This is a genomic window from Neobacillus rhizosphaerae, assembly GCF_937468385.1.
Taxonomy (GTDB): domain Bacteria; phylum Bacillota; class Bacilli; order Bacillales; family Cytobacillaceae; genus Neobacillus; species Neobacillus rhizosphaerae.
Genome location: NZ_CALBWS010000016.1, coordinates 58,193 through 72,026 on the forward strand (window position 1 = coordinate 58,193; position 13,834 = coordinate 72,026).

Here is a 13,834-nt window from a genome sequence, read left to right on the forward strand (position 1 = left end):
TTCAAATCGATAAAACCAACTCAAAACATATGTAAGGCATACGGCAAAAAGATGACAATCCCAATGGCAACCGCGAGAGCAGCATAAACCAAGACAGCCCCTGCTGCCAAGTCCTTTGCCTGCTTAGCAAGCGGATGATATTCTACTGTGACAAGATCTACTACACGCTCGATCGCGGTATTAATTAATTCTAAAGCAAACATGCCGCCAATTACGAAAAGGATAAATAGCCACTCCATTTTTGTAATGGAAAAGTAAAAAGAAAGAACTAAAACTATAACCGAGCTAATGAAATGGATGCGCATATTTCTTTCAGTTTTAAGTGCTGTCATGATTCCTGAAACGGCAAATGAAAACGAGCTAATGAATGGTATAGGTTTTCGTTTATCTTGTAAGTCCATACTCGTTTAATATTTCCTTTTGCAATGTGAACATTTCCTTTTCCTCATCCTCAGTCATGTGATCATAACCTAACAGATGCAGGAATCCATGAACCGCAAGAAACCCTAGCTCTCGAATAAAAGAATGGCCATACTCCTCTGCCTGCACTTTTGCCTTGGGAATTGAGATGATAATATCTCCTAAGACACGTGGCATTTCAGCACCTACTAATTCAACTTCACCTTCACCAAGCTCCTCCATCGCAAAAGAAATGACATCTGTTGGTATATCTTTATCACGATATTCTCGGTTAATTTCCTGAATTCTTTCATTTGAAACAAATGTAACAGAAACTTCGCTTTGCTCTTCAACATTCTGTTTATTGGCGGCAAAATTAATTAACCTTTCGATTTCAAGCATTTGGTCTTCTGCTAATTCATTCGTTTCGTCTATACAATCAATTAATAAACTCATCCTTGCTTCACCTTTTTCTTCGTCATTTCTGGATACTCAATCCGAGAGTGAAAAATCCCTTTTAGGGTCTCACATAATGTATGGGAGACTATTTCAATTTCCTTTATTGTGATATCACATTCATTTAACTGACCATCCTGCAACCGGTCTGCCACAATTTTTTTTACAAGTGATTCAATTAACTCTGGAGTCGGCTGTGATAAAGAGCGGACAGCTGCCTCAACGCTATCGGCAATTCCTACTACTGCCGACTCTTTTGACTGTGCCTTTGGACCTGGATAACGGAACTCCTCCTCCTTAATTTCGGCATCACTTTGAAGTGCTTTATGATAAAAGAATTTAAGCAGTGTTGTCCCATGATGCTGTTCGGCAATATCAACAATTTCTTTAGGCATATGGTGTTTCATTAACATATTTGCTCCATCTGTCACATGGGCAATAATTATATGTGCACTTTTGTCTGGCGGCAAACGATCATGGGGATTCTCATGATGCATTTGATTTTCAATAAAAAAGTTCGGTCTTTTTGTTTTTCCAATATCGTGATAATAGCTTCCAACCCTTGCCAAAAGGCCATTTGCTCCAATTGCCTCACAGGCAGTTTCGGCTAAATTTGCTACCATCACGCTGTGATGATAAGTACCGGGTGCTTCGATTAAAATTTTCCTTAAAAGCGGATGGTTAGGGTTTGAAAGTTCAATTAGTCTCATTGTTGAAAGAATCCCAAAACTTGCCTCAAGGAAAGGCAGAAATCCAATTGTTAACACAGCAGATCCAATTCCTGAGACAAGAGCAGTAATAAAATAGTAACCATATTCAAGCCATGAAAACTGTCCATTTGGCAAAAACAGTAACGCTTGAATCGTCAACAGATTGACAATTGCCGCAAAAGAACCAGCTTGTAATATCTTAGAACGGTGATTTTGACCGCTTAAAAATAGGATACCCGCTAAAGCACTGAAAAGGAAATAGATCCCCTCTGAAAAGTTAAGAGTTCCCGTAACCCCTTCATTGAAAAGAATACTGCCACAAACCGCCATAATAATCGACATAAGAATGGCAAGCTTCTCATCAATTAATATTTTGATTATCATACCTCCCATTGCAGCAGGGAATATGTAGCCAATTCCGGAATAATTAAATATTTGCAGCATGCTAACAATTTTCATAATAAAAATGGAGAGGATAAAAATAATCCCAAACAATAATAAGTGCGTTTGTCTCTTTTCAGGATGAGATTTCATTTGATAAAAATAATAGTAGATAGCCGAAAGCATGATGATAATCAACATACCTAAGCCAATGAAGGGCTTAAATGATTTTTCATTATTTAACAGACCAACCAGCTTTAACTGCCGATAAATATCCTGATTAATTAATTTTCCTTCTTCAACAATAATCTGTCCCTGGAGAATTTTCACAGGTTCTACACTTTCCGCAGCCTGCTGCCTGAGCTCTTCTGTGGCAACGGAATCATAAAACTCATTCTGAATAACTGCATATCTTCCTAATTCAATCGCAGCTATTCTTAAATTATCATTCAGTGTTGTATATTTTATTTCCTCTTCCACTCTTTTTTTAGCGTTTTCTACTTCATCGGCAGAAATTCTTTTTGTCATGACATTGTTGATGGCTGTAACAGTCAAATCCTTTGCGATCGACAATTCATCTTTACTTGATTGAACCAAAGCAGAGAAAACCTGATCAGATAGATCATCGGACACAGTGGATGTCAATTTTGCTTTTAACTTAGTTACTTTGTCTGATACACTTGGTTCCCCTTTTGCCGGTTTTTCCACAGTTGCTGTTTCTTGCTGCTTCTTCATTTCCTCCTTTATTTCATCATTGACCTCTACCGCTGATTGAAAGATGGAGGAAATTAAATCGACTCGGTTTTGGGTGTATTCTTTTTTTAAGGCATAGACATCCTGCACTTGGTCAAGAGCATCTTTACGCTTATTTTCAGTACTTTTTTTGTCCTCTACTGTCCCTGGGGAACGGATTGTTTTCTCAGCAACTGAAAACAAACTTACATTTAGTTTTTCTGGTTTCACATTACTATACATAGCTGCATAAAGGACAATCCCTAATATGATAAAAAATAGTATTCGAAAAAAAGTATTATCAAGCAGTTTTCGTATCCGTATGAAATATTTCTGTAGTTTATCCAACTAAATCCCCCTAACCACAGCCCAGGATATATTTTCATGTGATTCCAAAAGAATAAGCTAATATTGGTGAAAGTGTGCTTTATGTAAAATGATAACAGTTTTTCCGAGAAGTTTCACCTTATTAAAGTTGAAGTTTAATTTAAGGAGAAAAAGGGATAAACCTTCAACAGGCTTACCCCTCATTTTTATTTTGGATAGCTTTTTTCTCATAAGCTTCAATGATTCGGCCGACCAGCGGATGACGGACAACGTCACTTTGTTCTAATAAGATAAATGAAATGCCATTAACATTTTGTAAAATTTCTTCTGCCACAATTAGCCCGGATTTTGCACCTCTTGGCAAATCAACTTGTGTTTGGTCACCCGTTATCACCATTTTCGATCCAAAACCGAGTCTAGTCAAAAACATTTTCATTTGCTTATCAGTAGTATTTTGAGCCTCATCTAATATCACAAAGGCATCATCTAACGTGCGGCCTCTCATATATGCAAGAGGAGCAATTTCAATCGTCCCACGTTCGATTAACCTTTGTGTATGCTCTGCCCCTAAAACGTCATTTAAAGCATCATACAACGGTCTTAAATAAGGATCTACCTTTTCTTTTAAGTCCCCCGGCAGAAACCCAAGACTTTCCCCTGCCTCAACCGCTGGTCTTGTTAAGATGATTTTATTCACCTGACCATTTTTTAAGGCATTGACGGCCATAACAACAGCAAGATAAGTTTTTCCTGTTCCTGCTGGCCCAATCCCAAAGACAAGGTCATGCTTCTTAATAGCCATAACATATTGCCTTTGTCCGAGGGTTTTAATCCGAATAGATTTGCCTTTGACATTTTTGCCGATTTCCTCGTCATACAAATTGACAAAGTAATCAAGCGTTCCCTTATTTGCCATTTGGATAGCATATAAGACGTCTCTTTGACTAATATTAATACCCTTGCGAATGACAAACATTAATTTATCTATTATTTGTCCGGCTAGACTGACCTTCTCCGTGTCGCCTGACAAGCTAACAGATTCACCTCTTGTGATGATGGAAACATCAAGCTCTTGTTCAATAATTTTTAAATTTTGATCAGAATTTCCCAGCAGGGTAATGGCCTCCGCTGGATTCTCAAGCTGCACATTTATTGTTGTTAACTTTTCTATCATTCAGGAGTCTCCTTGGAAATCGGGTGTCCGACTGCAATATTTTCAATTATCTTAAAATGGATATCTAGTATAACTTTACCATTTTTAATTACCTTGTGTAAAATTTTTTCATCTTTTATAATAGCATCTTCATCTAAATCGTTTTTTATATCTTTTTTAGCCAACTCAAGCGCAATTTGTTCGGCCTGTTCATTAGTATATTCGCGGGTAAATGGTTCCCGCTCCCGTATCGTTTTATGAATATAAGATATTGGCAATTCCCACTTTAAAAAATGAATTTTGCGAACATCCTTTTCTGTTTCAAATTCTTTGAATTCCGTTTTTCCAAAACCCCAAACAGGTATTTCTAATTTTCCCAGTAAAATAGAGTGCTTTCGCTTTTCCTTGCCCGTATATACGTGAAATTTGGTTACCAGAGGGAGTTTTACATGGCTTTTATACCAGGTTTCTCCCCAAACCTCTCCATTTGCTGCAACTAGCTCTTGTTTCCCTTCTTGTCCAAATGAACCTGAAACAAGCAATTGACCCTCTTCCACATGATCATGAATATCTACAACCTTTTGGCCATTCTCAATAAACATTTTAACAATAATAGCCTTCTTCTTGGCAATAAGATTTTGCGGTGCTAAATGCTCCTGCTTTTTGGGTTCATTTTTTTCAACCACTTGAAGATGGTAGGTTGTCCCGTTTAATTCCACACCAACCCAGGTAAGGTCACCGATATTATTAGTTAATTTCCTTTGAATACCTTCGACATTATCAACAAAGAATTGAACCTTGCCAATTTTTACACCCATCTTGTCCAATTCTTTTCGAATTTTATACTCTGTAGCTGGTTTGGCCCCTTTTATCTCAATGCCCCAAATCACATTCGATAAGAAAAAAATGATGAACAGGAAAATAGCTGCTCCTATCATAAAGCCGCTATTTTTTAACAATCTTTTGAATAAAAAAGGAACTCCGCTTCTTTGTAAAAATCTAATCGAACAGTCACTTTTCCTTGCATAAATTCTAATGTTCTTGGCATCCCGAAGTCTCATCTTAAAGGTAATGGTTTCCGTTCCATGCCGTTTTACGTTCCAAATATGAAGACCATCCCTCGTCAGCACATTTAAAAAGCGCTCAAGCCCCTTTCCAGATACTTTTACTATAACCCTGCCATAGAGAAATTCAATCCATTGGTTTTTCATTTTGTTCCTCCTGGATTTTCCGTTATATAAATGACCTGATCAATTTTACCTTCTAATAATATTTCTTCGGGTAAAATCGTTTTAATCACAAAAGACTTACCCTTTATCAACAATTGGCCCTTCTTTAACAGCAAACGGAGTTCTTTATCTGTAAAGGCAAGCAAGCCTCGGTGGTTCTCAATATATACATGGATTTGGCCAATCATCGTAATACGAGGCAGATCCATCATGACATCTTGAGGAAGATCCATTTTATTAGCCATCCAGTTCCGGATCCGTTGGCTCCATTTTTTTGCCATAAAAAAAGAACCCCCTTTCATCTCATATTTATGAAATGAAAGGGGGTTCTAGCACATCTTTTTCTATTTGGTACCTTTTTAAATCAAACTAGCCTCTTTTTGCAAAATAAGGTTTCTTTGAGCGTGGCTCTCCAAGAATTTCTGACCATACAATTCCATTCACCAGTGTTTTTGCATCTGGATATTCAGAAATAATGGTTGCTCCTTCTTCATGCCTTTCAGTCTTTGCCTGATCTTTGAGTTTTTCGCTTTGCTGCCGAGATATAGCCATTCCAATTCGACTGGATTCTGACTCTTGTCGCACTTTTACGTATTCTTTTTCGAGACTATTTAAATTAGGTTGTAGCTTTTCCGCTTTTTGTTCAGCCTTAATTGGACTTATTTTGCTTGATTTTTCCATCGGGCTCGTTTCTCTTGGCTCATTATTGGTAAGCTCGTTAAAAAGTTTTCGAATATCTTCCATCCCATTCATTGAAAACGGCTTTTTTTTCGATTGTCCTTGATTACTTTTTGCTTTACCAAAGATAGCTGAGATGATACCTACAATGATCATAAATAATAGTGCTTCCAAAAACTCCACCCTCCTTTTTTAAACAAAGTGGGTTTTACTGATCGTTCTTTTTCTCGCCTGTTATCTTCCCGATGGATCCTCGCATATCTGTATCTGCGGAGATGTTTTTAATGTTCATATAGTCCATGACACCAATATTACCTGATTTAAGCGCTTCAGCCATCGCAAGTGGTACCTCTGCTTCCGCCTCGACAACTTTTGCTCTCATTTCTTGTACTTTTGCCTTCATTTCTTGTTCTTGTGCTACTGCCATTGCCCTGCGCTCTTCAGCCTTTGCTTGGGCAATTTTCTTATCTGCTTCCGCTTGTTCTGTTTGAAGCTCGGCACCGATATTTTTACCGATATCAACATCCGCAATATCAATCGACAGAATTTCAAAAGCTGTACCAGCATCAAGTCCTTTTGCAAGCACCGTTTGCGAGATTAAATCGGGATTTTCCAAGACCTTGCTATGACTATCGGATGAACCGATTGTCGAAACAACCCCTTCGCCAACACGGGCAACAACGGTTTCTTCACCAGCCCCACCGACGAGACGGTCGATATTTGCACGTACAGTAATTCTTGCTTTTGCTTTTACTTCAATCCCATTCATGGCAACACCCGCAATGAATGGTGTTTCAATTACTTTTGGATTAACACTCATTTGCACCGCTTCTAAAACATCACGACCAGCAAGATCAATCGCAGCACAACGCTCAAATGATAGTTCGATGTTGGCACGGTGTGCAGCAATCAGTGCATTTACCACTCTGTCTACATTACCACCAGCTAAATAGTGGCTTTCAAGCTGATTGATTGTTACATTGATTCCAGCTTTATGGGCTTTAATAAGCGGATTTACTACCCGACTAGGGGTTACCCTTCTAAGCCTCATCCCTACAAGTGTAAAAATGCTAATTCTAACACCAGCAGCCAGTGCAGAAATCCAAAGCATAACCGGTACAAAGGATAATAATATTCCTAAGAAAATTAAAGCAACAACGACAACAGCAACGATAAAAATAGTTCCTCCAGATACCACATCCATTACAAAAACCTCCTTTTATTCAATCTCTCTAACAACAATTCGGGCTCCTTCTACCTTAATAACCTTTATTGTTGCATTTTGTTCAATAAAGCCACCTTCACTCACCACGTCAACTCGTTCATTATTAATAATCATGGTTCCGGCAGGCCGTAAAATAGTTAAGGCTGTCCCTTGCTTTCCTAAAAGGTCCGTACGGTTAATATTAGAAACATAACCATCTTCTTTTTTAGCTGAGTCAAACAATACTATTTTATTAAATAGAACAAGTTTTTTACCAAAAATCTTAATCATCATAAAGAAAACCAGGATAGAAAAGAAAATGGCAATTAATATGGAAACACCTATTTGTAGGACATCTCCACTCGCTAAAAAAAGGCTTAAAATCAAGGCAGCAACACCGAGCGTTCCTGAAACAGCTCCAGGCAAAAAGAACTCCAAAAAGATAAGCAGAATTCCTGCCACAAATAAAAGTAATGTTCCATATCCCGCTAGCCCCGCTTGAAAATGCCCATAAAAGAAGATAATTAGCGCCAAAACACCGATAAATCCGGCAATACCAAACTTCGCTGAAAACAGTTCCAATACGATTCCAACTCCCGCAATCGTTAAGAGAACGGTTACAATAACCGGGTTTGTCAGAAATTCAATCATCTGATGAACCCCCCTTTCTAGTTTTCATCTGACTGTAATCAATACGGATGAATGCAAAAAAAGTTTCATTTTTTAAAAAATTAAAAGACCGCAGACAGAATTGCCTGCGATCTCAGTGTCAGAATACTATGAAAGGTGTTGTTGTACAAATTTATTTACAAGTGATCCGTCTGCTTTTCCCTTTACTTTAGGCATAATCGCAGCCATCACTTTTCCCATTTCCGCTTTTGATGTTGCACCGACTTCAGCAATCGTTTCTTTTACAATTACGGACAGCTCATCTTCAGAAAGCTGTTTCGGCATATACAGTTCGACGATAGCCAACTCTGTACGCAATTTTTCAACTAGATCTTCACGACCAGCTTTATCAAATTCATGGAGGGAGTCTTTGCGTTGTTTTAATTCGCGAGAAAGGACTGTAAGCTCCACATCTTCGGAAAGCTCTTTTGTACCAAGCTTAATGGCTTCATTTTGCAATGAGGCTTTAACCATCCGAATAACTGAGAGTCTGTCTTTTTCCTTGTTTTTCATCGCTTGTTTCATATCATTATTTAAACGCTCGAGAAGACTCATGTATTACACCCTCTCTTAAAACTTACGTTTTCTTGCTGCTTCAGACTTTTTCTTACGTTTTACACTTGGCTTTTCATAGAATTCGCGCTTTCTTGCCTCTTGCAAAGTACCAGTTTTTGATACTGTACGTTTGAAGCGACGAAGAGCATCTTCAAGCGATTCGTTTTTACGAACGACGGTTTTAGACATTCTCTTTCCCTCCCTCCGAAACACAACACACTAACATTCAATCCATGTACTTTGCAATTATAATATAACCTTGATACAAGGTCAACTGAAAATCGTATAGTTAAAACAACCTTTTCACTTTTTTATACTCATAAACATAATAGCCTGTCTTTATTTTCTGTAAAAGTGGCATGTCCCTTTATATATGACCATACACTGAAAGAAGGGGGCCAAAACATGCAATACATACTTTTATTTGTTCTTTGTATTTTTTTATTTATTTTTGGAATGACGATTATTAGGTTTGGCCTATTTAATTTGTCAGCAACTAAATTGAAAACATGGTTGATAAAACTAACCAAGACACCATTAAAAGGAATGTTGACCGGGACGTTTATTACAGCCCTTCTTCAAAGCAGCTCCGCTGTTATGGTCATAACCATTGGATTAATTTCCGCAAGAATCATGACCTTTCCTCAGTCTATCGGAATTATTCTCGGAACTAATATTGGAACGACCTTTAAAACAGAGTTAATTACGTTTAATTTGGATGCCATCCTTGTTCCTCTGGCTATTAGCGGTGCCCTACTTATTTTATTTAAAAACAAAAAAGTCAGAAGTATTGGCATGCTGCTGTTTGGAATCGCCTCTGTTTTTACTGCGATGAAAGGATTCGAGTTACTAGCGCATCCATTAACAACAATGAACTATATTAATAAATTTATTTTATCCATCAATGACAATATCATCTTCAGTTTATTAACGGGGGCCATAATCACGGCTATTATTCAGTCAAGCACTGCAATGACTGGAATGGCCATGGGCTTTCTAACTGCAGGCCTTTTGCAGCTGGATGCGGGAATTGCCATTGTGCTTGGCGCTAATATTGGAACATGCATTACAGCCGTCATTGCTTCCATGGGAGGAGGAACAGAATCAAGACTGGCTGCTTTTGCCCATGTTTGGCTCAATGTTTTTGGCGTTTTGCTATTTATCCCTCTGATTCCACTTCTCACCGAAAACGCGACAATACTAGCTAGTAAAAAAGACGTTCAATTAGCTCATATTAGTGTGATTTTTAATGTGGCCACATCATTGGTCGTTTTACCATTTGCAACAAGATTTGGTGAGATGATTTTATTTTTACACTATAGAAAGCCTAAGCGACCTATTTCTTGAACAAAAAAACGGCTTAATCGCCGTTTTTTTTTAGTAATCAGAGCTTACTGTAAGTCCATTTATGATCGCAACACTTGAACTTGCACCAATCCTCGTTGCCCCAGCCTCAATCATTTTTTGGGCATCCTCTGTGCTTCGTACACCACCGGAAGCTTTGACACCGATATCCGGCCCCACTGTTAGTCTCAAGAGAGCAATGTCATCAGCGGTTGCTCCTCCTGTTGAAAATCCTGTAGAGGTTTTCACATAGTCAGCACCTGCTTTTACGGAAAGCTCACAGGCACGGATTTTTTCTTCCCTTGTTAATAAACATGTTTCAATAATCACTTTTGAGAGTGCCCTGCCCTTTGCCACTTCGACAACAGCACGGATGTCACTTTCCACTAGTTCATCGTTTCGATCTTTTAGCGCACCAATATTGATGACCATATCCACTTCATCGGCACCATGATCAATTACATTTTTCGTTTCGAACTCTTTTGTTTCAGAAGTTGTCGCCCCTAAAGGAAATCCTATGACAGTACAGACCTTCACACCGCTGCCCGCTAATAATTCTTTTGCCGTACTGACCCAGAATGGATTAATACATACGGAAAAGAATTTGTTCTCCTTAGCTTCTTGGCATAAGGTCTCAATTTGCTGCCTCGTTGCTTCTGGCTTTAGTAAGGTGTGGTCAATCATTGCAGCAACATTTGTAGTAGTCATTTGTATGCCTCCTTCAAATATCAGTCTAAAAATTAAATGGTTTAGATAGAAATTTGCTGCTGATGATAGTATGCCCCAAAATAAAAAGGACCCGCAAGAGGTCCTTTTTTCCTTAAATAGCAGCTTCTTCTTTATGAAAAACTTCATTCTTCACTAGCGAAGCATCTTCAACAACTCTTACAAATTGGCCTTCATTGTGAGGATAGCCGGCTTTTGTGATTTTAATTTTAACAATTTTACCAATCAACTCTTCAGGGCCTGAAAAAACAACTTTCATGTAATTATCAGAGTATCCCAGCAACAAACCAGAATTAGCTTCTTCCATGGATACCTCTTCAGGAATCACATCCAATACTTCACCTTCAAATAAGGATGCATATTCCTTTGCCAGCTGATCAGAAAGGGAAATTAAGCGATGAACCCGTTCATTTTTCACATCTTCATCCACTTGGTCCTCCATGCGGGCAGCCGGTGTACCAGTACGCTTAGAATATGGGAAAACGTGAAGCTCAGAGAATTTATGGTCTTTAATAAAATTATACGTTTCCATGAATTCTTCTTCTGTTTCTCCAGGGAATCCAACAATGACATCAGAGGTAACCGCAAGTCCTGGAAGTACCTCTTTCAGGCGATCAAGTCTCTCTCCAAAGAATTCCATCGTATATTTCCGACGCATTCGTTTTAGGACGGAATTGGAACCAGATTGCAATGGAATGTGCAAATGACGAACAACGATATTCGAGTGCTTAATAACTTCAATTACTTCATCAGTAATCTGACTCGCTTCAATCGACGAAATACGGAGGCGTTCTATCCCCTTTACCTCTGCTTCTAAATCACGAAGCAATAAAGCTAGATTATAGTCCTTCAAGTCTTCTCCATAACCGCCAGTGTGTATTCCAGTTAAGACGATTTCCTTGTACCCAGCATCCACTAACTGCTGGGCTTGGCGGATCACTTCCTTTGGATCACGAGATCTCATCAGACCGCGGGCCCAAGGGATGATACAGAAGGTACAAAAATTGTTACAGCCCTCCTGAATTTTTAACGAGGCACGTGTCCTGTCGGTAAAAGCGGGAACATCAAGCTCTTCGTAAACACGATTTTTCATGATATTGCCAACACCATTAATCGGCTGGCGTTCCGCTTTATATTGCTCAATATAATCAAGCATTTTCACACGGTCCTGTGTACCTACAACAATATCGACACCAGGAATCGCCATAATTTCCGCAGGTGATGTTTGTGCATAACACCCAGTTACACAAATAACAGCATCAGGATTTTTCCTTACAGCACGTCTAATGACTTGACGACTTTTTTTATCACCAGTATTCGTTACTGTACAAGTATTAATAATATATACATCCGAGATTGATTCAAATTCAACTCGATCGTAGCCTTCCTGCTTAAACAACTGCCAGATGGCTTCAGTTTCATAATGGTTCACCTTGCATCCAAGAGTATGAAACGCGACTGTTGCCATTGCAAACTCACCTCAATAATTCAAAATGATAGGAAATAGCCGCAAGAGAATATAATGGCGCCGTTTCCGTTCTTAAAATTCGTGGGCCTAATCCGCAAAGACCAAACCCATAATTCCGTAATTGCTGAACCTCTTCATCCGCTAAGCCGCCTTCTGGACCAAAAACCAAAAGGAGGGATTCCCCTTTTTTCATTTGTTGGAGGGTTGAAGAAAAAACGGAAATTTCACCGTTTCTACTCTCTTCTTCAAAAGCAGCTAATTTATAATCAAAATCCTTACTTATTCCCATTAAAGCTTTAAAGCTCATTGGGCTAACGATTTTAGGCATGACAGCACGATGGGATTGTTCAGCAGCTTCTTTAGCAATCTTTTTCCACCTATCTATTTTCTTGGCAGCTTTTTTTTCATCCCATTTCACGACTGAGCGGGCAGCTGAAAATGGAAGAAACTGTTGTGCGCCGAGTTCCGTTCCCTTTTGGATAATCCATTCTAGCTTGTCCCCTTTAGGCAGACCACTCGCAATCGTAATAAAAATCGGAAGCTCCGGAATCGCTTCTATCCATTGTACAATGTCTGCAACGACACTTTCATCGGTAATTTCTGCAAGCCTGCAAACTGCTTGTCTCCCTTCAGGGTCAACGCAAATAATTTGATCGCCAATTTGCATCCGCATCACCTTAACGATATGATGGCGGTCTTCTTCATCGATGAAAAAACGATCCTCATTTGCTTTTTTGTTAACAAAGTAGCGTTGCACACAATTGCACCCTCTCTAAAACGTTTACTCATTATTTTACTAAAAAAATACTTATTTTGAAAGCAGAAAAAGGGGTATTCCCCCTTTCTCACCATTGTTATATCCTTTTTGCGATAAGCGCAACCCAATCTTCCATAAGATTGGTTTCGGTAATCTCGAATCCTGAAGCTATTAAAGCCTCTTTCACCTGATCTTTTTTCGGCTGAATGATTCCAGATGCGATAAACACTCCACCCGGCTTGACTATACGAGCAACATCATCTGTAAACCGTAAGATGACTTCTGCTAAAATATTCGCGACAATCACATCGGCTGAGTTTTCCTCGACACCATCTAAAAGATTGTTTTGGGAAATTGATACAGTTTTACTTACCTTATTTAACTTAATATTTAGCTTCGCAGATGTTACCGCTACTTCATCGAGGTCATAGGCTCTAACATCTTCCGCACCAAGCATTGCCGCGGCAATACTTAATACTCCTGATCCAGTCCCGACATCAATAACCCTGTCACCCGGTCGGACAATTCTTTCAAGGGCTTGAATACACAGGACCGTTGTTGGATGTGTTCCAGTACCGAAAGCCATCCCAGGGTCTAATTCAATGATTAATTCATCACTGCTGACAGGCTCATAAATCTCCCAAGTTGGGACAATGGTAAATTTCTCAGAAATTTTCACCGGATTATAGTATTTCTTCCAAGCGGTTGCCCACTCTTCTTCGTGGACTTCACTAATGGTCACTTTGTTTTTTCCTAAATCAATATCATAAATAATGAGATTATTAATTGATTCCTTTATGGCCTCAACGGTCTCTCCTAAGAAACTGTTGACAGGAAGGTAGGCTTTAACCATAACGCCTTCCTCCGGATAATCATCTGGATTAAGTTGGTAGATTTCTCCGAATTGATCTTCCCTTTCCTTCGTCAATTCAAATGGATCTTCAATAACTACACCGCTCGCACCAGATTCATGCAAAATATAAGAAATAGGTTCGATCGCCTCGTTTGTTGTGTGGATACTAATTTCTGACCACTTCATTCTACCA

The 13,834-nt window shown here is 38.9% G+C and carries 16 protein-coding genes; 1 reads left to right on the forward strand and 15 read right to left on the reverse strand.

Annotated elements, in window-relative coordinates; all coding sequences use genetic code 11:
* Positions 1–20: 20 nt before the first annotated feature.
* The 11 genes from M5A78_RS13090 to rpsU all read right to left on the reverse strand — a co-directional run bounded on the left by M5A78_RS13090 (position 21) and on the right by rpsU (position 8,682).
* Entirely contained in the window at positions 21–401 is a 381-nt protein-coding gene (locus M5A78_RS13090; protein ID WP_248735711.1) for a diacylglycerol kinase family protein, read from the reverse strand.
* Complete coding sequence (gene ybeY / locus M5A78_RS13095) at positions 385–855, reverse strand: rRNA maturation RNase YbeY (protein ID WP_248735712.1); 471 nt, start codon at positions 853–855, stop codon at positions 385–387. The genes M5A78_RS13090 and ybeY overlap by 17 nt, the downstream gene beginning before the upstream one ends.
* A complete protein-coding gene (locus tag M5A78_RS13100) occupies positions 852–3,026 on the reverse strand; it encodes an HD family phosphohydrolase (RefSeq protein ID WP_248735713.1) in 2,175 nt (724 codons plus the stop codon). Before M5A78_RS13100 ends, ybeY begins: the two co-directional genes overlap by 4 nt.
* 172 nt (positions 3,027–3,198) lie before the next feature.
* Positions 3,199–4,179 carry a PhoH family protein gene (locus tag M5A78_RS13105; protein WP_248735714.1) on the reverse strand — a complete coding sequence of 327 codons (981 nt, stop codon included), beginning with the start codon at positions 4,177–4,179 and terminating at the stop codon, positions 3,199–3,201.
* Positions 4,176–5,369 (reverse strand): sporulation protein YqfD, encoded by a 1,194-nt coding sequence (yqfD, locus tag M5A78_RS13110; protein ID WP_248735715.1) that lies wholly within the window; start codon positions 5,367–5,369, stop codon positions 4,176–4,178. Before yqfD ends, M5A78_RS13105 begins: the two co-directional genes overlap by 4 nt.
* Complete coding sequence (gene yqfC / locus M5A78_RS13115) at positions 5,366–5,668, reverse strand: sporulation protein YqfC (RefSeq protein ID WP_248735716.1); 303 nt, start codon at positions 5,666–5,668, stop codon at positions 5,366–5,368. Before yqfC ends, yqfD begins: the two co-directional genes overlap by 4 nt.
* A gap of 88 nt (positions 5,669–5,756) precedes the next feature.
* Positions 5,757–6,239 carry a hypothetical protein gene (locus M5A78_RS13120; protein ID WP_248735717.1) on the reverse strand — a complete coding sequence of 161 codons (483 nt, stop codon included), beginning with the start codon at positions 6,237–6,239 and terminating at the stop codon, positions 5,757–5,759.
* 34 nt (positions 6,240–6,273) lie between these two features.
* Positions 6,274–7,269, reverse strand: a complete 996-nt coding sequence (gene floA / locus M5A78_RS13125; RefSeq protein ID WP_248735718.1) for a flotillin-like protein FloA — start codon at positions 7,267–7,269, stop codon at positions 6,274–6,276.
* 15 nt (positions 7,270–7,284) lie between these two features.
* Complete coding sequence (locus M5A78_RS13130) at positions 7,285–7,920, reverse strand: NfeD family protein (protein WP_248735719.1); 636 nt, start codon at positions 7,918–7,920, stop codon at positions 7,285–7,287.
* Between the two features lie 126 nt (positions 7,921–8,046).
* The gene (locus tag M5A78_RS13135) at positions 8,047–8,493 is read right to left on the reverse strand and encodes a GatB/YqeY domain-containing protein (RefSeq protein WP_248735720.1); all 447 of its coding nucleotides are present in this window, start codon (positions 8,491–8,493) and stop codon (positions 8,047–8,049) included.
* 15 nt (positions 8,494–8,508) lie between these two features.
* Positions 8,509–8,682, reverse strand: coding sequence for a 30S ribosomal protein S21 (gene rpsU, locus M5A78_RS13140; protein WP_007087607.1), 174 nt, complete (start codon positions 8,680–8,682; stop codon positions 8,509–8,511).
* A 216-nt stretch (positions 8,683–8,898) separates the two neighbouring features.
* Here rpsU and M5A78_RS13145 point away from each other — a divergent pair, with 216 nt between their 5' ends.
* The gene (locus M5A78_RS13145; protein WP_248735721.1) at positions 8,899–9,840 is read left to right on the forward strand and encodes a Na/Pi symporter; all 942 of its coding nucleotides are present in this window, start codon (positions 8,899–8,901) and stop codon (positions 9,838–9,840) included.
* A 30-nt stretch (positions 9,841–9,870) separates the two neighbouring features.
* Here the strand turns inward: M5A78_RS13145 and deoC are convergent, their stop codons facing one another.
* From deoC to prmA, 4 genes are all read right to left on the reverse strand, one after another.
* Positions 9,871–10,545, reverse strand: a complete 675-nt coding sequence (gene deoC / locus M5A78_RS13150) for a deoxyribose-phosphate aldolase (RefSeq protein ID WP_248735722.1) — start codon at positions 10,543–10,545, stop codon at positions 9,871–9,873.
* A 112-nt stretch (positions 10,546–10,657) separates the two neighbouring features.
* The gene (gene mtaB, locus M5A78_RS13155) at positions 10,658–12,031 is read right to left on the reverse strand and encodes a tRNA (N(6)-L-threonylcarbamoyladenosine(37)-C(2))-methylthiotransferase MtaB (RefSeq protein ID WP_248735723.1); all 1,374 of its coding nucleotides are present in this window, start codon (positions 12,029–12,031) and stop codon (positions 10,658–10,660) included.
* 7 nt (positions 12,032–12,038) lie between these two features.
* Positions 12,039–12,788 carry a 16S rRNA (uracil(1498)-N(3))-methyltransferase gene (locus M5A78_RS13160; RefSeq protein WP_248735724.1) on the reverse strand — a complete coding sequence of 250 codons (750 nt, stop codon included), beginning with the start codon at positions 12,786–12,788 and terminating at the stop codon, positions 12,039–12,041.
* A 97-nt stretch (positions 12,789–12,885) separates the two neighbouring features.
* Positions 12,886–13,827: a 50S ribosomal protein L11 methyltransferase gene (prmA, locus tag M5A78_RS13165; RefSeq protein ID WP_248735725.1), complete on the reverse strand. Its 942-nt coding sequence runs from the start codon at positions 13,825–13,827 to the stop codon at positions 12,886–12,888.
* Positions 13,828–13,834: the final 7 nt, after the last annotated feature.

Coding starts and splice junctions, on each gene's coding strand:
- M5A78_RS13090 (WP_248735711.1), bottom strand. CDS start 401: ATGGACTTACAAGATAAACGAAAACCTATACCATTCATTAGCTCGTTT.
- ybeY (WP_248735712.1), bottom strand. CDS start 855: ATGAGTTTATTAATTGATTGTATAGACGAAACGAATGAATTAGCAGAA.
- M5A78_RS13105 (WP_248735714.1), bottom strand. CDS start 4,179: ATGATAGAAAAGTTAACAACAATAAATGTGCAGCTTGAGAATCCAGCG.
- yqfD (WP_248735715.1), bottom strand. CDS start 5,369: ATGAAAAACCAATGGATTGAATTTCTCTATGGCAGGGTTATAGTAAAA.
- yqfC (WP_248735716.1), bottom strand. CDS start 5,668: ATGGCAAAAAAATGGAGCCAACGGATCCGGAACTGGATGGCTAATAAA.
- floA (WP_248735718.1), bottom strand. CDS start 7,269: ATGGATGTGGTATCTGGAGGAACTATTTTTATCGTTGCTGTTGTCGTT.
- M5A78_RS13130 (WP_248735719.1), bottom strand. CDS start 7,920: ATGATTGAATTTCTGACAAACCCGGTTATTGTAACCGTTCTCTTAACG.
- M5A78_RS13135 (WP_248735720.1), bottom strand. CDS start 8,493: ATGAGTCTTCTCGAGCGTTTAAATAATGATATGAAACAAGCGATGAAA.
- rpsU (WP_007087607.1), bottom strand. CDS start 8,682: ATGTCTAAAACCGTCGTTCGTAAAAACGAATCGCTTGAAGATGCTCTT.
- M5A78_RS13145 (WP_248735721.1), top strand. CDS start 8,899: ATGCAATACATACTTTTATTTGTTCTTTGTATTTTTTTATTTATTTTT.
- deoC (WP_248735722.1), bottom strand. CDS start 10,545: ATGACTACTACAAATGTTGCTGCAATGATTGACCACACCTTACTAAAG.
- mtaB (WP_248735723.1), bottom strand. CDS start 12,031: ATGGCAACAGTCGCGTTTCATACTCTTGGATGCAAGGTGAACCATTAT.
- prmA (WP_248735725.1), bottom strand. CDS start 13,827: ATGAAGTGGTCAGAAATTAGTATCCACACAACAAACGAGGCGATCGAA.